Source organism: Stappia sp. (assembly GCF_040110915.1).
In the GTDB taxonomy this organism is placed as follows: Bacteria; Pseudomonadota; Alphaproteobacteria; order Rhizobiales; family Stappiaceae; genus Stappia.
On record NZ_CP157793.1, the window covers coordinates 2,589,114 to 2,608,547 of the forward strand.

General features: G+C 64.2%; 18 protein-coding genes. 10 read left to right on the plus strand and 8 right to left on the minus strand.

The window, feature by feature from the left end; all coding sequences use genetic code 11:
• Positions 1-129: 129 nt before the first annotated feature.
• Complete coding sequence (locus ABL312_RS11665; protein ID WP_349357549.1) at positions 130-549, minus strand: flagellar assembly protein FliX; 420 nt, start codon at positions 547-549, stop codon at positions 130-132.
• 310 nt (positions 550-859) lie between these two features.
• Between ABL312_RS11665 and ABL312_RS11670 the strand changes: the two genes are divergently transcribed.
• The 5 genes from ABL312_RS11670 (at position 860) to ABL312_RS11690 (ending at position 5,525) form a co-directional block, all read left to right on the plus strand.
• Complete coding sequence (locus tag ABL312_RS11670; protein WP_349361395.1) at positions 860-1,960, plus strand: flagellar basal body P-ring protein FlgI; 1,101 nt, start codon at positions 860-862, stop codon at positions 1,958-1,960.
• Positions 1,960-2,286: a rod-binding protein gene (locus ABL312_RS11675; RefSeq protein ID WP_349357550.1), complete on the plus strand. Its 327-nt coding sequence runs from the start codon at positions 1,960-1,962 to the stop codon at positions 2,284-2,286. The genes ABL312_RS11670 and ABL312_RS11675 overlap by 1 nt, the downstream gene beginning before the upstream one ends.
• Positions 2,283-2,780: a flagellar protein FlgN gene (locus ABL312_RS11680; RefSeq protein ID WP_349357551.1), complete on the plus strand. Its 498-nt coding sequence runs from the start codon at positions 2,283-2,285 to the stop codon at positions 2,778-2,780. Before ABL312_RS11675 ends, ABL312_RS11680 begins: the two co-directional genes overlap by 4 nt.
• A gap of 417 nt (positions 2,781-3,197) precedes the next feature.
• Positions 3,198-3,584, plus strand: coding sequence for a flagellar protein FlaG (locus ABL312_RS11685; protein WP_349357552.1), 387 nt, complete (start codon positions 3,198-3,200; stop codon positions 3,582-3,584).
• A 120-nt stretch (positions 3,585-3,704) separates the two neighbouring features.
• Positions 3,705-5,525 carry a tetratricopeptide repeat protein gene (locus ABL312_RS11690; protein WP_349357553.1) on the plus strand — a complete coding sequence of 607 codons (1,821 nt, stop codon included), beginning with the start codon at positions 3,705-3,707 and terminating at the stop codon, positions 5,523-5,525.
• 64 nt (positions 5,526-5,589) lie between these two features.
• Here the strand turns inward: ABL312_RS11690 and ABL312_RS11695 are convergent, their stop codons facing one another.
• The 3 genes from ABL312_RS11695 to ABL312_RS11705 all read right to left on the minus strand — a co-directional run bounded on the left by ABL312_RS11695 (position 5,590) and on the right by ABL312_RS11705 (position 8,167).
• Positions 5,590-6,585 carry an aminotransferase class IV gene (locus ABL312_RS11695; protein ID WP_349357554.1) on the minus strand — a complete coding sequence of 332 codons (996 nt, stop codon included), beginning with the start codon at positions 6,583-6,585 and terminating at the stop codon, positions 5,590-5,592.
• Positions 6,586-6,694: 109 nt separating this feature from the next.
• Positions 6,695-7,468, minus strand: a complete 774-nt coding sequence (locus tag ABL312_RS11700) for a cytidylyltransferase domain-containing protein (protein ID WP_349357555.1) — start codon at positions 7,466-7,468, stop codon at positions 6,695-6,697.
• Positions 7,469-7,480: 12 nt separating this feature from the next.
• On the minus strand, positions 7,481-8,167 hold the full coding sequence (locus ABL312_RS11705; RefSeq protein WP_349357556.1) for a class I SAM-dependent methyltransferase: 687 nt from the start codon (positions 8,165-8,167) through the stop codon (positions 7,481-7,483).
• Between the two features lie 200 nt (positions 8,168-8,367).
• Between ABL312_RS11705 and ABL312_RS11710 the strand changes: the two genes are divergently transcribed.
• Complete coding sequence (locus ABL312_RS11710) at positions 8,368-9,117, plus strand: SDR family oxidoreductase (protein ID WP_349357557.1); 750 nt, start codon at positions 8,368-8,370, stop codon at positions 9,115-9,117.
• Here the strand turns inward: ABL312_RS11710 and ABL312_RS11715 are convergent.
• Together ABL312_RS11715 and ABL312_RS11720 are read right to left on the minus strand one after the other, a co-directional pair.
• Positions 9,112-10,269: a polysaccharide pyruvyl transferase family protein gene (locus tag ABL312_RS11715; RefSeq protein ID WP_349357558.1), complete on the minus strand. Its 1,158-nt coding sequence runs from the start codon at positions 10,267-10,269 to the stop codon at positions 9,112-9,114. The genes ABL312_RS11710 and ABL312_RS11715 overlap by 6 nt on opposite strands.
• 61 nt (positions 10,270-10,330) lie before the next feature.
• The gene (locus ABL312_RS11720; protein WP_349357559.1) at positions 10,331-11,206 is read right to left on the minus strand and encodes an N-acetylneuraminate synthase family protein; all 876 of its coding nucleotides are present in this window, start codon (positions 11,204-11,206) and stop codon (positions 10,331-10,333) included.
• A gap of 381 nt (positions 11,207-11,587) precedes the next feature.
• Here ABL312_RS11720 and ABL312_RS11725 point away from each other — a divergent pair, with 381 nt between their 5' ends.
• The 4 genes from ABL312_RS11725 to flaF all read left to right on the plus strand — a co-directional run bounded on the left by ABL312_RS11725 (position 11,588) and on the right by flaF (position 15,652).
• Entirely contained in the window at positions 11,588-12,976 is a 1,389-nt protein-coding gene (locus ABL312_RS11725; RefSeq protein WP_349357560.1) for a flagellin, read from the plus strand.
• A gap of 218 nt (positions 12,977-13,194) precedes the next feature.
• Complete coding sequence (locus tag ABL312_RS11730) at positions 13,195-14,586, plus strand: flagellin (protein ID WP_349357561.1); 1,392 nt, start codon at positions 13,195-13,197, stop codon at positions 14,584-14,586.
• A gap of 321 nt (positions 14,587-14,907) precedes the next feature.
• The gene (gene flbT, locus ABL312_RS11735; RefSeq protein WP_349357562.1) at positions 14,908-15,402 is read left to right on the plus strand and encodes a flagellar biosynthesis repressor FlbT; all 495 of its coding nucleotides are present in this window, start codon (positions 14,908-14,910) and stop codon (positions 15,400-15,402) included.
• The gene (gene flaF, locus ABL312_RS11740) at positions 15,284-15,652 is read left to right on the plus strand and encodes a flagellar biosynthesis regulator FlaF (protein ID WP_349357563.1); all 369 of its coding nucleotides are present in this window, start codon (positions 15,284-15,286) and stop codon (positions 15,650-15,652) included. Before flbT ends, flaF begins: the two co-directional genes overlap by 119 nt.
• 273 nt (positions 15,653-15,925) lie before the next feature.
• Here flaF and ABL312_RS11745 read toward each other — a convergent pair whose 3' ends face one another.
• Positions 15,926-17,464, minus strand: a complete 1,539-nt coding sequence (locus tag ABL312_RS11745) for a hypothetical protein (protein ID WP_349357564.1) — start codon at positions 17,462-17,464, stop codon at positions 15,926-15,928.
• 7 nt (positions 17,465-17,471) lie between these two features.
• On the minus strand, positions 17,472-19,355 hold the full coding sequence (gene flgK / locus ABL312_RS11750; RefSeq protein WP_349357565.1) for a flagellar hook-associated protein FlgK: 1,884 nt from the start codon (positions 19,353-19,355) through the stop codon (positions 17,472-17,474).
• Positions 19,356-19,434: the final 79 nt, after the last annotated feature.

Sequence of the window (19,434 nt, forward strand, 5' to 3'; positions counted from 1 at the left end):
ACGACAACGGCGCGCTCGCGGAAAATAATATCATTTTTTTGTTATGTTTTTCAGGTATTTGCCTCAGATTTTGACAGTCACCGGGGGTACGCCGCCCGGTTTTTCGGCCCCCTTTGCGGCGCGCGCCGCCTACAACCCAAACTCGCCGAGCTTGGCCAGTTCGACACGCGCGCGCAGCTCGATTTCGTCGATCACCCCCTCCAGCGCCGCATCTCCGCTGTCGCTGCGCGCCTGCAGCAGGCCCATGATCCGGTGCAGCCGGTCCGGGGACACCCGGCCCGCCAGCAGATCCGCCTTCAGCGCCTCCATGCCGTCGAGGAGATCGTGACCGCGCGCCATCGCCTTGCGCCGGCCGGTCAGCGGATCGTCCACTTCCTGCAGGGCCAGCAAGGCATCGATCCCGCCGATCGAGTGCGCCGCCCCGCCTCCGGCGGTCGCGGCAGAGCGGTCGGGCGAGGAAACGTCGAAGCTCTCGCCCGTGCCGCCGGCGCGTTTCTTCGCGTTGCGGCCGGTCGTGCCGGACACGGGCGTGTAACCGGAGATCCTCATGGCAGGTCCCTCTGGCGCTGCATCGCCCGCGAACGGACGACCTCGATATCGGTGGCGATCATCGCTACACAATTTTCCGAGTTGGTAAACGAAGCGTTAACAGGCCGGCAATTCTTGCCGCCCCATCCGGCGCCGACCGGGCCTCCGTGCGCGGCAGGGTGCAATTTCGCTCGCAAATTCAAGGGCCTGAAAAAAGGTAAACAAGTCCCTGAATTCTGGCATGGCGCTCGCATGGAGAGACGCGAACGCCACCCAAGCGGACCTTGCGCCCATGCCAACGCTGACCCCTTCGCTCATGCCCCTCTCGTCGATGCTGCTGCGCCTGCTGGTGGTGCTGGCGATCCTCGTCGCCGCGACGGCCGCCCATGCCGCCTCGCGCATCAAGGACATCGCCGACTTCGAGGGCATCCGCGACAACCAGCTGATCGGCTACGGCCTGGTCGTCGGCCTGCAGGGCACGGGCGACAGCCTGCGCAACGCGCCCTTCACCCGCCAGAGCCTGGAGGCGATGCTGGAGCGTCTCGGCGTCAACACCCGCGGCTTCGACCTCAACACCGACAATGTCGCCGCCGTGATGGTCACCGCGAACCTGCCGGCCTTCGCCACGCAGGGCACGCGCATCGACGTGTCGGTGAGCGCGCTCGGCGACGCCGACAGCCTGCAGGGCGGCACGCTTCTGGTCACCCCGCTGCTCGGCGCCGACGGCGAGGTTTACGCCATTGCCCAGGGTCCGCTGGCGATCGGCGGCTTCACCGCCCAGGGCGATGCTGCGACGGTGACGCGCGGCGTGCCGACCTCCGCGCGCATCGCCAACGGCGCGCTGGTGGAGCGCGAGATCGACTTCAAGCTCGCCTCCATGACCAGCCTGCGTCTGGCGCTGCGCAACCCCGATCTGACCACCGCGCGGCGCATGGCGCTGGCGGTCAACGAACTGATCGGCCTGCCGACCGCCGAGCCGCTCGATCCGGCCACCGTGCGCGTCGACCTGCCGCGCGACTTCGACGGCAACATCGTCGATCTTCTGACCGACATCGAGCAGCTGATCGTCGAGCCCGACCTGCCCGCGCGCATCGTCATCGACGAAAACTCCGGCATCATCGTGATGGGTCAGAACGTGAAGGTGTCCACCGTCGCCATCGCGCAAGGCAATCTCACCGTGACCATCGCGGAATCGCCGGAAGTGGTCCAGCCGCTCCCCTTCGCCAACGGCGTCACGGCGGTCGAGCCGCGCACCGACATCCTGGTCGACGACGAAAGCGACAACCGCCTCGCCGTTCTGCCGCGCACCGTCACGCTGCAACAGCTGGTCGACGGGCTGAACGCGCTCGGCATCGGCCCGCGCGACATGATCTCCATCCTGCAGGCCATCAAGGCGTCCGGCGCGCTGCAGGCCGAAATCGAGGTGATGTGATGGAGGCGCTCGGCATCGACACCGTCCTCGCCGGCGCCCGCAGCCGCGCGCTTGGCGCCGCCAACCAGGCCGGAGCCGGGGCCGCGCAGACCGCGCGCCAGCAGGCCGAGGAATTCGAGGCGATCTTCCTCAACACCATGTTCCAGACCATGTTCGCCGGCCTTGAGGAAAGTGCCGGAACCTGGGGCGGCGGCGCCGGTTCCGACGCCTGGCGCGGCATGTTGGTGGAACAATACGCCGACACGATTGCCCGCTCCGGCGGCATCGGCATCGCCGACTCCGTCCATCGCGAACTGCTTGCCCTGCAGGAGACCTCCACACGATGAGCCTCGACACCAAGACGCTGTCCCAGATCGCCCCGGAGTTCTTTTCCGGTGCCATCGCCGACCAGGCCGCCGCCGAGGCGGTGTGCAACCGCCTCGCCGAAACCATGGCCGAACTCCTCAAGATCATCGAGGCGGAGACGGAGCTGGTGCGCGCCGGCAAGCTGGAGGAGGCCGGGCTGCTGCAGCCGGAGAAGGCCAACCTCGTCAGCGTCTACATGCGCGGCATGACCTTCGTGCGCGACCAGACGGTGTCGCTCGGCAACCTCGCCCCGGCTTCCGTGGAGGACCTGAAACGCCGGCACGCGGAGTTCCAGCCCGTGCTGCGGATCAATCTCGCCGTGCTCGCCACCGCGCGCGAGGTGGCGGACAACCTGATGCGCAAGGTCGCCGAAGGCGCCGGGTCGCGCCGCGCGCCCACCACCTACGGCCCCGGCGGCAGCGCCCCGCGCGCCCCCACGCCCGCCGACGGCATCGCGGTCAACCGGGCGCTGTAAAGCGACCCGCCCACGCCGACAGCCGCGGCTGACCGCAGAACACGCCCCACCGCATTTCCGATCGCCATTCCCGCTCGCCGCTTCAGCGCCGCCGTCCTTCGTCCCAGCGGACGGGGCGGCGGCGCAGGCGTTTTCCCGCCCCCCTCCGGCACCAGAACAAATAAGCAACATACGCAGCCCGCCGAACGAATCGGGATCAAAACCGCCGGGGTTGAAATTCTAACGATTTCATTAACGCAGTATTCACAGTTTTCGCGTAAGACTTCGTGATGGTCTTGCATGTCACCCGATTTTTCGACATGCGAATTCAAGCAGGCTGCTTCTCCGGAAAGCGGTTAATGTAGCAGCATGTCTGACGTTTCTCGAAAACGTCGCAGCCGGAGCGAAGTCACCGGCCATTCGCAACGGGAGAGGGTCATGGATACGGGAGCAGTCAGGGTACCGGCGACGCCGACCGCGTCTCCCGCGGTACGCAGCCCCAGTCCGGCGGTCGAGCCGGCAACGCAGACGGATATTGCGCCTGCGAAAGCCGTCCAGCCATCCGAGGAGAGCGCCTTCGCCCGTCCGGCGGCGGAGAACGGCCCGGAAAGCGGCAACGAGACGCGCTCGGTGTCCTCGTCGAGCATCAAGCGCGAGGAATACCGCGACACGATCACGGATTCGCTGGTCTTTCGCGCCATCGACACCGAGACCGGCGAGGTGGTCCGCCAGATCCCGGAGGAGTCGCTGCTGCGCCTGCGCCGCGCCTTCGCGGAAACCACGCATCAGGACATGACCGGGCTCGGCGTCAACCGAAGCCTGTAGCCCATTCGCGGGCGCGCCCCGCCCGGGGCCAAAACCGGCGGCCTGCCGGCCGCACGGCGCGTCCCGAGCGATCGCGAATCGGATAGTCTGCCCGTCCACGTTCAACGACACGGACGGCGCATGGCCTCTTCCTCTCCGGCACCCCTCGAAACGATGCGCAAGGCGCTCCTGCTGCAGCGCGATGGCAAGATCGCGCGCGCGCGAAGCCTTTACGAGAAGATCCTCAAGAAGGAACCCGGCAACGTCGAGGCGACCAACCTGCTCGGCCTGTGCTTCCTGGAACAGGGCTATCCGAAACGGGCCCTGAACCTTTTGGAGCGGGCCGTGCGCCTTGCCCCCCAGGAAGCGCGCTACCGTCTCAATCTTCTCGACTGCCTGGAAAAGCTCGACGACCTGCCGGCCGTGCTGGCCGCGACGGAGGCCGCGCTGACCGAACTCGCCGACCCCGCCCCGGCCCTGCTGCATCGCCGTGCCCTGCTGTTGCGCCGCATGGGCCGCTTCGCCGAAGCGCTGCCCGCCTATGAGGCGGCGGTGCGGGCGGACCCCGACAACGTCGAGACGCTGGTCGAGTTGGGACAGACGCTCAGTCTCGCGGAAAAATACGAGGAAGCGGTGCGCGTGTTCGAGTTCGCGCTGACGAGCGCGCCGGGTCATCGGCTCGCGATCCTCAGTCTCGCCGACGCCTTCAACCAGATCGACCGCGCCAGCGAGGCCCGCGATCTGCTGCGCGCCAGGGCCGAGGCGTTCAACCTCGAGCGCGACGCCGCCTATCATCTCTCTCTCGCCAACTCCTATTGGGGCAGCGGCGATTTCCGCCTCGCCCTGGAGGAAGCCGACCGGGCAATGGCGCTCGGCCTCGTCGGCGTCGACAGCCATATCGTGCGCGGCAAGGCGCTGCATGGTCTCGGGCGCTTCGCGGAGGCCGTCGAAGCCCTCGACACGGCGCTCGCGCTCGACCCGCAGCGCCACAATGCGGCACTGAACCTCGGCTACTCCTGTCTCGCCGCCGGCGATCTGGAACGCGGCTGGGCGCTGGCCGAACGCCGGGTGGAGGCGCGGCTCAAGGATATCCTGATCCGCCATTTCACGACGCCCGCCTGGCAGGGCGAGCCGCTGGCGGGCAAGACGCTGATGGTCTGGAACGACCAGGGCATCGGCGATGTCTTGCGGTCAAGCTCGATGCTGGCCGAACTGGCCGAGCAGGCCGACAGGGTGATCCTGGAGTGCCCCTCCAAGCTCGTGCCCCTGCTCGCGCGAAACTTCCCGCAGATCGAGGTGCGCGTACGCCGGCACGATGCCCGCGGAAGGCCGGTCGGCGCGGAGGATTACGACGTTCAATCCTCGCTCGGCGCCCTGCCGATGTATCTGCGCCCGACGATCGACGCCTTTCCGCGCCACGAAAGCTATCTGACGGCCGATCCCCAGCGCGTGAGGGAGCTGCGCGCCCGCCCGCCTCTGAACGGACCTCGACCAAAGATCGGCCTGTCCTGGACGAGCGGCAAACAGACCACATTGCGCGCGCGCTCCTACCTCACGCTTGCCGATCTGCTGCCCCTGCTTCAGCTCGAGGGGGCGGAGTTCGTGCTGCTCGATTACACCGACCGAAGCGCCGAAATCGCCGAACTGCAGGCACAGACCCCCTTCACGCTACATCGCTGGGACGACCTCGACCTCTTCGACGATCTGGAAACCGCCGCCGCCCTGACCGCCTGCATGGATCTCGTCATCTCGGCCAATACGTCCGCCGCGGAACTCTCCGGCGCACTCGGCGTCCCCACATGGCGGTTCGGCCCGGTAACCGGCACGGTGCTGCTGGGCCAGGAAAACCCGCCCTGGCATCCCCGCACGCGCTACGTCCGCCTCGACCCCGAAGGCGCGGCCGCGGACATCGTTCCAACGCTCGCAGCCGATCTGCGCAGCTGGCTCGACGCAGGGGAATAGCCGGCCGGTTCTTTTCTGCCAGCAGACAATCGCCGACCTTTGGCGCCACTCGCGGCGGTTGCCCTCAATTCGTCTCCGTCGTCGCCTTGAAACGATAAGGCGTTGGGGCATCGCCTGCCGGTTTCGCGTCCCGAGCCCAACGCTTGATCTGCTGCGCTATGTCAAGGCCAACCCGTTCGCCCCACGCCTCAAGAAGACGCCGATACACCGGCCCCGGACGGCCGCCGCCTATGGCCAGTCCGTCAAGCGACGTGACAGGCAACATGCAGAACGGCGTTCCGGTCATGAATGCTTCATCGGCCCCATGGACGTCGTAGGGCTCTATATCGCGTTCTTCAACATCCAGACCAAGCGCGGGACACAAGGATTCTATGATATAGTCTCTGCTGATCCCACGTAAGATATTATGCCCTCGAGGTGTAATGACCTTCTCATTCTTAACAATAAAAAAGTTGTCTCCAGTGCCCTCCGCTATAAACCCGCTGTCATCAAGAAGAAGAGCCCAATTTCTCTCGCCTGCGAACCTCGAGACTTGAATGTTGGCCATCATGTAGTGAAGGCGCGAACGATTTTTGATCTTGGGATCCAAGTACCGTGCCGGGATCACGCGTTGTGCCGGGATAGCCGCATTGATCCCATGCTCGAACAGCTCCCCCATCGACGCCACCGTCCAGCGCAGGGGAAAGTCCGCAATGATGACATTGGGCCCGTTGGGAATGGCGACCTCGTCTTGATAGATTCCCAACAGACCGCGGGTGATGTTGATCATCAACCGGTGTTCATCATCCGGTTGGAAGCAGTGGCGGTTGGCGTCGATCGTGTCCAGACACGCTTGCTCCAGCTTCTGGATCGACATAACCGGCGGAAATTCCAGGATTTTCAGCCCCGCATAGAGCCGTTCGAGGTGGGCACGCAGTTTGAATTGCACCCCGTTGAACGATCGGGTCATCTCGAAAACGGTATCGCCGAACATCAAGGCGGAATCGTAAATAGAGACCCGCGCTTCTGTTTCCGGAACGAACCGCCCGTTCCAGTAGACAACGCGTCCTTCGACAGTCATGTGGTCTCTCCTGGCCAACCGGCATAGTCATGGCGCTGCACTCACCGCCAATCGCATTTTACGCAAGATATCAGAGCGAAGCCCTGTTTGGTGCCGACAGCGCACCGGCTCACGCCCGTCTGGGCGCAATCCCGGTCGAAACGACGGAGGTCACCGCGGCACCGCTCTCCGCCTCCTCTGCGTGCGTCAGATCCCACCACCGGATGACGTCATGGACATCGAACATGGGGTTCTTGCAATAGAGGCTTTCGTACAGACGTGCCATCAGCGCAAACTGCGGCTCGGTATTGACGTCGAGCACGATGTCTGGCCGACGGATTTCCAAAGGACAAGGCGGCGACATAACGTGAAACCGGTCCGGGTTTTCGTAGAGAAACGTGTGTGGATGCTCCCGATTACGAGCATCCACCGTCAGATCCCGCACCTGTTTCAGGACATGGATGTCCAACACTTCGCATCCGATGCCATCCACGAAGCCATTATCGAGAAAATCAGGATAGCTCGATGTAAAATGGTTTTCAGACAATAGGTGGTAATCAATCGTCATGTCGATCACCCAAGGCTCCGGGCATGGGTTATCGCCCGGAACACGAACGATTGTGTCAATCCCGAAAGCGTGCGCTGCCAGAAGATAGCGCTCCACAAGGTCCTCGTCCGGTCCGCGAAACACCGGCACCCCGTGACGCACGCCAAGCTCATGAAGGGGAGCATCTTGCGGGAGGTCCGGAATCGCCAGCACCACCAGGTCGGGCCGCTTCGCCCGCTTTACACGCTCCAGAACACGGCCGACGAGAGCTTCTCCGGCAAGGGGGCGCAGGGATTTGCCCGGCAGACGAACGGACCCCATTCTGGCCTGGACGATAAGACCGATGCGTCCACTCATGAGCAAAACCCCTCAAGTCCGAACAATGCCGAACCCATGGCAAAGCGGCGCGCCACCATAGACACTGTCCTCTTCAACGCACCAGTAATTCAGATCGATATGGTCCTGTAGGCGACTGCGGAGTGTTGCCGGGCTGTCCAGGACATCCTGCCCGACCCAAGTGTCGCTGGGCGGGAAGGGGAGCGTTACGAGAACCCGCCCCCTTGTCGATGCCAATCCGCAAACACGACTCAGAAAGGCATCCAGCGAATGCTGAACATACCAAAGAACACCGCGCACCACGACCAGGTCGAAATCTTGAGGAAGATCGCCTAACCGATTCGCAAGCAAATCTGCAACTCGGAAAGAAACTGACGGAAACATGTCCTGGGCTTTGCGAATGCAAGTCTGAGAGATGTCCAGCCCGACCACGCGAGGCGCTTTTCCGTCCGGCGTCACAAGTTCAGAATACAATCTCTGCGTAAAGTAACCGAGGCCACAGCCTACATCGCAAATCGATGCATAGTGATGACGCTGCAAGATCGCGATGTCGATGTTGGAAATCGTGTCATACGCAGTCTTGTCCTGGTGCCACGGCACTTCGGTGCTGTTCTGATACATGCCCTCAAAATCGCCGACAAAACGTCCGTTCCTGAAGACATAGTCGTGATAGTCGCGGGACGGGGGAGCGGTGCCGCGCTCCTCATCGTAGCTGGTCATCGTCCTGGTCCGTCACCGCGTTGATGCCGCGCATGTCCACCGCAGCCTCCACCTTCGCTCCGCCGCGTAGCTCGGAACACCCGGCCGCAACAGATACAGAGCGTCGACACGGCGATTCCAAATCCGGCTTCTCGGATTTGACCATTGCACGATTCGATGCAAACTCCACGCTCCCTTCCTGAAAGCGGTGCCGCCCTGACATGTATCATCAGTTTTCCGTCACTGGTCTCTCGGTCATCGTCACGGGCGCGGCTCGCGGCAACGGACGCGCGATTGCCGACGGTTTTCGAACCGCGGGTGCGCGCGTGTTTGCAGTCGACAAGCTGCAGGAGCCCTTGTCCGAGATTTCATCAGACCCGAACGTCGTCACCGATGTGGCGGATCTCCGTCAACCGGAGAGCACCGATCGCATCGTCAAGGAAGCACTGAAGGCGTTTGAGCGCATCGATGTCCTCGTCAACAACGCCGGAGTCAGCCTGTCCGCGCCATCTCCCTATGCCGACTCGGTCTGGGAAGAGACGATCGCGGTCAATCTTAGCGCCCCCTTCAGGCTCGCGCGTGCAATCGCGCCGATCATGGCGGATCACGGCGGAGGGTCCATCATCAACATCACCAGCCTGGGGGCGATGCGAGGCTTCCCGGACAACCCCTCTTATCAGGCTGCCAAGGCAGGCCTTGGCCAGCTGACACGAGCGCTCGCGCGCGATTACGGCAATCGAAATGTGCGCGCGAATAACCTGTGTCCAGGTTACATTCACACCGACATGACGGCCCGCAGCCACGCAGATCCCGCGTCGCATGCCGACCGACTGGGGCGCATGATGCTGCCGCGTTGGGGCGAGCCGGCTGATCTGGTTGGCCCGTGCCTGTTTCTCGCCTCGCCCGCCTCGTCATACGTCACGGGTATCGACTTGCCAGTGGACGGCGGCTGGCTTGCAAAGGGCCTATAGCCGGGTGTCGAGCCAATTCGCAACGTCCACGTGAAATGCACGCAAACGCTCTCGCTCGCGCGCCACGGCAGCACGCTGACGCGCGACGATGGCAACGCTCTCACCAAGATCAGTCTCTACGAGCTCAAAGGCCCGCGCAACGTTGGCACGAGACGCAGAGCGCACCACGCGCTCAGGCATGGCCAGCCCCTCGAACAGACCCGCGATCTTGTGATGTGTAGAAATGCCAATGGTCGGCGTACCGAACCCGATCGATGTCAAGTTGGCATGAAAGCGCATGGCAAGCACGGCATCCGCGCCTCGGTAGAGATCAATGACGCTCCCCCAGTTTGGATCTCCCGATACGTAGGGCGCCACGCCAACCCGCGTGCGGCGGTGGTGGTCATCCAACTTGGCCATGACGCCGGCGATGATCGTCAGGTCCGAGTGAATATGCGGCGTCAGAACGACCCCCAGATCTGGGTGACGCGTGAGCAGTCGGTCGATGCCGTCTGCGAGCGTCGCCTGAAATTCCACCTGCTTGTCTTCATGAGACACTCCGTCGAAACGGATATCGGGCATGTCACCCGCAAGATTGACGCACAGTAACCGTGCCGTAGTCGGTCGCTCCGGGTGGCGCCAGGATCCGGGATCTGCGAACATCCCACCGTCTGGGATAACGGTCATTTCCGCAGCATAGCGCCGACCGACGTGCTCGGCGATCAGCGAAGCGGACCCGTCATTGCGCAATGACCATCGCATCCCCTTGCACTGCAATCCTGCATCCAGAAACGCCCGAAACCGATCCATTGCCTCCGGCACAACACCGCGCGTGGCATCAACGCCAACTCCATAAAAAACCGCAGGCACCCGAAGACGGGATAGATAACCAGGCGCCATGTCCAGGCACGTTCCGCATTGCGTGTCGCAGCGCCAAGTCTGAAAGGTGCTGTCACCGCCGAAAAGAACCAGATCGAATGTATTCGCGTAATCGACGAAATCATCGTCGAAGACCCTCCGGCGCCAGTGAATGAACTCCCGAATCTCGAGTCGCGTGTAGCGAATATCAAACGGCCAATCCTCCGCGCGCATGCGGTACGCGCCATCGTGCATGGCGTTGTCGCCGAGATTGCCGACGAAGGAGGCCAGGTGCAGCACGTTCAAGGTGCGCATGGCGGGCCCTCGATAGCGCCGGACGAGCCGATGCCCGACAGCCGATGTCCGGGAGCGGTCCTCACACCCGCTGCGCCTCGAGCGTGTCCTTGCGACGCAGCTTCTCGATCACCGGCTTCTCGCGCTCGTGGATCCGGATCTTGCCATCGCCGCGCGCCATTTCGGCGAGGCGAATGCCGGCGATCATCTCCGTCATCTGCGCCACATCGATGGAGGCCGCCTGATCCGAGCCCCACATGCTGCGATCGAGCGTGAAGTGACGCTCGACAGACACCGCGCCATAGGCGATCGAGAGAATGCTCGGCAAGACTCCTTCCTCGTGGCCAGAATAACCGATCTTGAGGTGGGGAAAGCGCTCGCGCAGCGTCGAGATGCCGGCGAGATTGATCTCCTCCGGCGCCGTGGGATAGGTCGAGGTGCAGTGATAGAGACAGGCGATCTCGCCGCCCGCGCCCTCGATCGTCTCCACCGCGGCACGCACCATGGTCAGGTCGCACATGCCGGTCGACACCAGCAGCGGCACGCGTCTGCGCGCCGCATGGATCAGCAACTCCCGGTCGGTGACGGACGCCGAGGCGATCTTCAGATAGGGCACGTCGAGGTCGACGAGAAAGTCGACGGAGGCCTCGTCCCAGGGCGAGGCATACCAGGTGATGCCAAGGTCGGCGCACAGCGCGGCGATGCGCTCGTAATCCGCCCGCCCGAACTCCAGCCCGTGCTTGAGATCGCCATTGGTCTCGCCGAGCGGCGACTTGCGCGGCCGGGCGAGCTCCTCAGGCGTATAGACGACGTCGACGGTGCGCTTCTGGAACTTAACCGCGTCGCACCCGGCGCGATGCGCGGCCCGGACCATCTCAAGCGCCAGATCCAGGCTGCCGTTGTGGTTGATGCCGATTTCGGCAACGACCGTGCAGCGGTCAAAGGTAAACAGGGTCATCTCGCGGTCTTTCGGGTTTCGCGGTCTTTCCGGTTCGGGCGCACTCGGAACACCTGACGGCAGTCTCGTGCGATCACCGATTTCGCTGCTTCATCCGGCGGACATGCCAGCCCCGGGCGGCGCGCCGGCCCGCATCGGGCGGCCGCGCTTTGCTTCATTATCCCTGTTTCTTCCTGATTCGGCGAGCCCTTTCGCCCCGGCGCCTGCACGGATTGCCCCATGCAGCATCCACCGCCCCCCCCGCACATTGCAAAGGTAACGACCGATTAACCCTAACTCCCGTTAACCTATTGTTTTTACGAGCTGTTCGGACTCGGGCGCCTAGCGTGACCGGGCAACGAGGACGCGTTGCGCAAACCGGTTACCAGGAAGGTACGACCCATGAGTGTGACTCTCTCCGCTGGCGTTCGCCAGAACCTGAACTCCCTCCAGCAGACCGCCGACATGATGGCGCAGACGCAGAACCGTCTCGCCACCGGCAAGAAGGTCAACTCCGCGCTGGACAATCCGACCAACTTCTTCACCTCCAAGAGCCTGAACTCGCGCGCCAACGAACTGTCGAGCCTGCTCGACGGCATCTCCAACGCGACGAAGACGCTCGAAGCCGCCGACAACGGTATCAAGGCGATCACCAAGCTGGTGGAAAGCGCCCAGTCGACGGCGCGTCAGGCGCTCCAGGACGGCGGCGCCGGAGCAGGCACGGTCGTGGAAAGCTCCTCGTCGATCTCCACCAACTCCCTGACGCCGGTCGCCGGTGAATCCATTCAGGATCAGGCCAAGCGTCAGACGCTGTCGAACCTCGGCTTCGAAAACGGCGACACGATTTCGGTTCAGTCGACCGATACGGAAACCGGGGCTGTCTCCAACATCGAGATCACCGTCGGCACCACTCAGAAAGTGGACGGCACCGGTCCGGTCGCGACCGTGCAGGACGCGGTCGACGTGATCAACGCCTCGGGCGTGGCCACGGCGGAAGTGACCGATGCCGGCAAGCTCAAGATCACCGGGAGCGACACCGACACGCTGAACCTGACGGTCACCGATGCGGGCGGTGACGGCGAGACGACGGCCTCCTCGCAGGCCACCACGCTGGCCGCCTCGCTCGGCTTCGGCGCCAACTCCAGCGTCGACCTGTCGGATCCGGCCGATGGTGACTATGTGGACGCCGGCGAGACCGACGTCACCTTCACCAATGGTACGGGAACGGGCGACGCCGACAGCCTGTCGATCACGACGCAGGCCAACCCGGCGGCGAACTCCTCGTCCCGCCAGAAGCTGGTGTCGCAGTTCAACGAGATCCTCGGTCAGATCGACGAACTCGCCGCGGATGCGAGCTACAACGGCGTCAACCTGATCAACTCCTCCTCCTCGAAGCTGACCGTGGCCTTCAACGAGAAGCGCGACGCGTCGTCGAAGTCGGAGCTGACGATCTCGGGTCAGGACCTCACCTCGTCGGGTCTCAACATCGGCAGCGTGTCGAGCATGAGCGATGCGGAGGCGAACGCGGCCCTCGACTCGCTGTCCAACGCCCTGACGTCGCTGCGCGAGGCCGGGTCGACCTTCGGTGCGAACCTCAACACGGTGACGATCCGCGAGGACTTCACCAACGACATGGTCAACACCCTGCAGACGGGTGCGGACAACCTGGTGCTCGCCGATACCAATGAGGAAGGCGCCAACCTTCTGGCCCTGCAGACCCGTCAGTCGCTGTCCACGACCGCGCTGTCGCTGTCCTCGCAGTCGGACCAGGCGGTGCTGCGGCTTCTCTAAGTCGCAAGCGACACACCGAGCCTTTGAAAGCGGCGGGTTTCGACCCGCCGCTTTTTTTGAGTCGGTTGCGATAGGGTTAACAAACCCTTTGTAGGAACAGGCATATTCGGAAAGCGTGAAAGAGGTTGTTAACCTTAAATTAGCGTTTCCCCGCCAGTCTGGCTGCGAGCCTCAGGACGAGGCTGCCACCGCTTTGGACAGCCAGAAAGGAATTCCGAATGTCCGATATCACCCTTTCCGCCGGCGTGCGTCAGAACCTGCTGACGCTCCAGAACACCGCCGACATGATGGCGTCGACGCAAAACAAGCTTGCCACCGGCAAGAAGGTCAACTCGGCGCTCGACAATCCGACCAACTTCTTCACCTCGCAGGCCCTCTCGGCCCGCGCCAACGACCTCAACAACCTGCTCGACGGCATCGGCAACGCGATCAAGACGATCGAGGCCGCCGACAACGGTATCACCGCCATCACCAAGCTGGTGGAAAGCGCCCAGTCGACGGCCCGTCAGGCATTGCAGGACGGAACAGCCGGCTCCGGCACGGTCGTGGAAAGCTCCTCGTCGATCTCCACCAACCTGCTGACGCCGGTTGCCGGTGAATCGATCCAGGATCAGGCCAAGCGCCAGACCCTGTCGAACCTCGGCTTCGGCGCCGGCGACACGATCACGGTGCAGACGACCGACACCAACACCGGCGCGGTCTCCGACATCAGCATCACGGTCGGCACCACGCAGAAGGTGGACGGCACCGGCCCGGTCGCGACCGTCGAGGACGTGCTCGACGTGATCAACGCCTCGGGCGTCGCCACGGCGGAAGTCACCGACGCCGGCAAGTTCAAGCTCACCGGCGCGGACGCCGACACGGTCAACCTGACGATCACCGACGCAAGCGGTGACGGCGAGACGACGGCCTCTTCGCAGGCGACCACGCTGGCCGCATCGCTCGGCTTCGGCTCGAACTCTTCCATCGACCTGTCCGATCCGGCCGATGGCGACTTCGTGGACGCGGGCGAAACCGCGGTCAACTTCACCAACGGCACCGGCACCGGCGACGCCGACAGCCTGTCGATCACCACCCAGGCCAATCCGGCGGCGAACTCCACCACCCGCCAGAAGCTGGTCACCCAGTTCAACGACATCCTGGGCCAGATCGACAAGCTCGCCGACGACTCGAGCTTCAACGGCATCAACCTGATCAACTCCTCCTCCTCGAAGCTGACCGTGGCCTTCAACGAGAAGCGCGACGCGGCCTCGAAGTCGGAGCTGACCATTCAGGGCGAGGACCTCACCTCCTCGGGCCTCAACATCACCAATGTGACGAGCCTCAACGACACCGAGGCGAACGCCGCGCTGGACGAACTCTCGGACGCCCTGGTGACCCTGCGCGAGGCCGGATCGAAGTTCGGTTCGAACCTCTCCACGGTGCAGATCCGCAAGGATTACACCAAGTCGTCGGTCAACACCCTGCAGACGGGTGCGGACAACCTGGTGCTCGCCGACACCAACGAGGAAGGCGCCAACCTTCTGGCCCTGCAGACCCGCCAGCAGCTGTCCACCACGGCGCTGTCGCTGTCCTCGCAGGCCGACCAGGCGGTGCTGCGTCTCTTCTAAGCCGATCGTCCCTCTCGGACCGCTCGAAATCGGGGCGGCGGGTCATCCCGCCGCCCTTTTTCGTGCGCGCGGCTCCCGCCCCACGGCACGGTCGCGCGCCTCGCCGGGCCCGAGCAAGCGCGCCGTTCTCCGCCAGCGCCACCCCAAGCCTGATCGGTCGCGATACAGGATGGACAGCCGGCGCACGGACGTAAGAAATTTTTACCCACCTTATACGAATACTGATCGGCAATTATTTCCGATCTATTTTTTCCTGGATACCCGAGGATAATTACTGTAATTACTTGTTGCTTGAATCAACCAGCTATGCGATTCTCAATCATGGCCTTGAAGATCGAACTTCGCCCCCGGGAACGATTTATCGTCGGGTCGACCGTCATCACCAATGGCGATCACCGCACGCATATCTTCATCGAGGGCGACGAACCGATCCTGCGGGAGAAGGACATCTACACCGCGGCAACGGCCAATACGCCGGCGAAACGGATCTACCTGGCGATCCAGCTGATGTACCTGAACCGGGACATCAGCAGGCACAGGGAGATCTACTTCGACCTGGTGAGGGACTTCGTCGAGGCGGCGCCGAGCGCCATGCGGCTCGTGGACAGGATCAACAATGAGATCTTAACCGGATCCCTTTACGTTGCCCTGAAGCGAGCAAGGGATCTGGTCGAGTACGAACGGGAACTGATCGAGAATGTACAATCAGGCCACCGCAGCATATCAGCAGACGACGCAGTCGACCGTGAGCCCGAGGGAGCTGGAAGCGACCCTGTTGCTGAGGGCGGCCGCACGCCTTCAGGCGGTCAAGGATGACTGGGACACGGGCGGTTCCGTCACCCTCGACGAGGCGCTGACCTACAATCGTCGCCTCTGGACGATCCTGGCGACGTCGGTCACCAGCGAGGACAACCCGCTGCCGCTCGAGCTCAAGCAGAACCTCGGGTCGCTCGGCGCCTTCATCCTCAAGCACACGCTCGACGTGATGACCAATCCGAGCCCGGAGCGGCTGACGACGCTGATCCAGATCAACCGCAACATCGCGCAGGGGCTGCGCGGCACCTGAGGCCGCACGGCCCTTCCGAAATCCCCGCCCCTTGCCTTGCAACGCCGGCTCCTGCAGCCGGCGTTTTCGCGTGTCCCTCTCCGGCGCCCTCCCAACAGACAGATCCCAAACGAAAAGGGACCGGCCCGCGGGCCGGCCCCTTCGTCTGTTTGCGCATTCTGCGCGGCCAAGTCCATTTGCGCATTCTGCGCGGCCCGGTGCGTTTGCGCGTTCTGCGCGGTCGCCCGGCGCCTTCTGCGCCGGGATACATCTCCGACGGGCGATGGAGCGCCGTCAGAGATAATTGGCGAGCGACAGGTTGAGCGTCATGCTCGTCGCCTGATAGCTGATCTCCAGCGAGGTCCGCAGCGACAGAAGCTTGATCGCGACCTCTTCCTTGTCGATCCCCTCGATCTCGTCGATCACGCCCTTCACCGAGCCTTCCGCGACGCGGTGACGGGTTTCGGCATCCGCGACCGTGCGCTGCACGGCGGCGAACTCCATGTGATTGCGGCGAATGCCCGAGGATTCGGCGCCCGGCGGCGTCATGCCGTCGTAGGCGCGCTGTGCCATTTCCTCGTAGAATTTCTGATTGTCCGGCTGGCCGGAGGAGAAGTCCGAGGCGACCAGCGCGGCGAGCGACTGCACCACCTCGCGGTAGGCGGCCTCGTTGGCGCGGGCGCCGTAATTGACGGTGAGATTCTCGTCGACCGTGGCGCGCACGTCCGTCCGGGGATTGCCGGGCGAATTGTCGCCGGTGTACCAGGCGACCGTATCCGCCGTGCCGTCGCGCAGGGTGGTCGCCGTGGTGAAATCGTCCGGCGGGCCGGCCGTGGGCACGACACGGGCCATCGGCTGATACCCGGGAGGCGCCGGCGACTTGGGCGCGGTGTCGAAGAAGGCCTCCGAGGCGCGCACCGTGGAGGCCGCCTTCAGCTCGGTATTGGCCGCCCGCGTCAAGGCGCTGTCGAGCGCGTCCTTGAAGAACTGCGCCGTGTCGTCCGGCGTCGCGCCGCGCTGGAAGGTGAATTCGGGATCGTCGGGACCGCCGAAAACGCCCAGTTCCACCTCACTCTTCGTCCCGTCCGGCAGCGTGAAGAACACCCGGATCCCCTCGCCCGGCTCCGGCTGACCGGCAAAGTCGATATCGAGCGAGGCCGGCGGCCCGGCGGTCTGGGTCACATTCACATTGGAGGCGCCGACGGAGATGCTGTCGATCTTCATCCCGAAGGGATGCGTCCCGTCCTCGGCGAGACTGACCTGCGTGCCGGTGCGCGCGGTGGTCAGACGGCCGTTGCCGAGCGGGCCCAGGTCGGCCTGATTGTACTCGTCGATCACCGTTTTCAGCCCGGCGTAATTGCCGTCACCCTCGAGAATGTAGTCGAGGCTCTGAACCGGGAGCGTGTCCGCCTCCTTGCCGGAGAAGAGATAGCGGCCGCCGACATCGGTGTTCAGATGCGCCATGAATTCGCGCAAGGAAATCTCGGAGGACGTCTGCGACGACGTCCGCCCGTCGCTGAAGATCTCGAAGTTGTTGCGATCGGCGGCCTTCTTGCCCTCGATGCGGATGTTTTCCAGACGTTCGCTGGTCTTGTCGAGCGTGTCGAGGCGCAGGTCGGCGATCTGGATCGTCTGCTTGTAGACGCCGATTTCCGAAAGCTGCTGGCGCAGCGACAGGTCGAGCACACGCTCCGAACCCAGGCCGCCATAGGTTTCGGATTTGAGACCGGTGCCGAGCTGGCGATTCAGCTCGTTCATGTCGTTGCGCAGCTTCGTCAGTTGCGCCGCCATGCCCGGCGCCTGGAACCCGCTGCCATAGGGTGTGATCGCCATTTCGGGTCTAGCTCCGGATCAGGATGTCGTAGAGTTCGCGCACGACCTGCATGACGCGCGCGTTCGCCGCATAGGCGTTCTGCAGTTGCACGAGCTGCGCCAGTTCCTCGTCGACACTGACCTTGGACGAGGCGTCGAGCCGCGACTTGAGGTTGGACGTCACCACCTCCTGCCCCGTCGCGGTGGCCTTGGCCTGGGCGTAGCGCCCGCTCTGATGCGAGACGGCCGCGGTGACGAAGTCGTTGATCGACCCCTCGAAGACGGAGCTCGCGCCGCCGATGCGCGTTCCGGGAGAGAAGGCGGCCTTGGTGAGCGTCAGCTTGTCGAGCACCGCCTGGGGCCGGGTCGCATCGCCGCTGGCGATGCCCGAGGCATATTCCACCAGCAACGACGGATCCGTCTGGAAGGTCGAACTGACGTTGATCCGCGCCGCGAAGCCGGGCGTGCTCGGGCGCCCGTCGGCAAGCCCGGTGAAGGGCTGCCCGCCGTCGTCCACGAACAGCGCGAAGGCATCGGCATGCACCGACGGCCCGCTTGCGGTTTCATTGGTGACGGCGTTTTCGATGCGCACCGAGGCCGGCGCGGTGCTTTCCAGCCGCAGCGTCGATCCGCCCGGATTGGCGACGGCGAAGGTGCCCGCGCCGATGCGCGCGTCCCCGTCGAGCGCCGCCTGGATATTGCCGGCGATGGTCGCATAGTTGCCGCTGGAGAAATCCACCGCGAGGAAGATCGAATCCGGGTCGTTCGTCGCGGTCAGCGCCGGCGGCTCGGGACCGTCCGAACGGTAGAGGGTCACCGACTTGGTGCGTCCTGTGCCGAGATCCTTGTAGTCGAAGGACAGGCTGTCGCCGGGCTGGAGATTGGCGAGATCGAGTTCGTAGCCCGTCTGCGTGCCGCTCGCCGGATAGGCCGTGCCCGGCTCCACATGGGTGGAGAAGGCGCGCGCGACGCCGGCCGCCAGTTCGTCGAGCTGCGTCTGCGCATCGGCCAGCGCGCCGTCGCGCATGGCCACCAGGCCGGCGAGCGAGCCCGAGCGCAGCGTCTTGGTCGCCAGCAGGTCGATCTTGCTGCCTTCGGAGTTTTCCAGGGTCAGCGTGCCGACCCGGCGCTGCGACGGATCGACGTCATAGAGCGACGTCGCGCTCACGTTGCCGCGCGCGTCGAAGGTCAGCCGCATGGTGTCGACATCGTAGAGCGGCGTGCCGCCGGAGGTGTGCACGCGCACCCCGCCCTGCTCGGTCGGTTTCACCTCGATGTCGATGAAGCCCGACAGTTCCTCCAGCAGCATGTCGCGCTGGTCCATCAGCCCGACCGGCTTGTCGCCGTCCTGGCTCGCCGCGATGATCTGGCGGTCGATGTCCTTGATGTTGCCGAGCAGATCGTTCACCCGATCGACCTGGTCGGCGATCTGGTACTCGACCTCCTGCCGCATGCCCTGGATGTCGTCGGACATGCTGTTGAGCTTGGCGGCGAGTTCCCCCGCCGCGCGGACCATCTCGAGCCGGTTGGTATAGGCCTCCGGCCCCGCGACCAGGTTGGAGACGGACGAGGTGAAGGCGTTGACCGTCGCCGCCAGCGAGCCGGGGTCCTGGATCGTGCCGAACAGCGTGTCGAGCCGCGCGGTGTATTGCTCGGCGACGCCGGCGTAGTTCGACTCGGCGAGCGAGGTGCGATACTGCCCCTGCACCGCCTCGTCGAGATAGCGCCGCATGCTGTCGGTATCGACGCCGGTGACGATCCCGTTGCCGTCGTAGGTGACCGACGCGGAGACGGACTTGCGCGTGTAGCCGACCGTATCGGCATTGGCGATGTTGGTGGCCGCGACGTCGAGCTGGCGCTGGTTGAAGCCCAGTCCGATCAAGGCGGTGTTGAGTGCGCTGCTCAGTCCCATCGTATCCTGCGGCCCGTTGCGTCACGCGGCACCCGCCGATGCGGGTCGGCGCCGGCCCCCGGACGGATGCCGAGGGGAC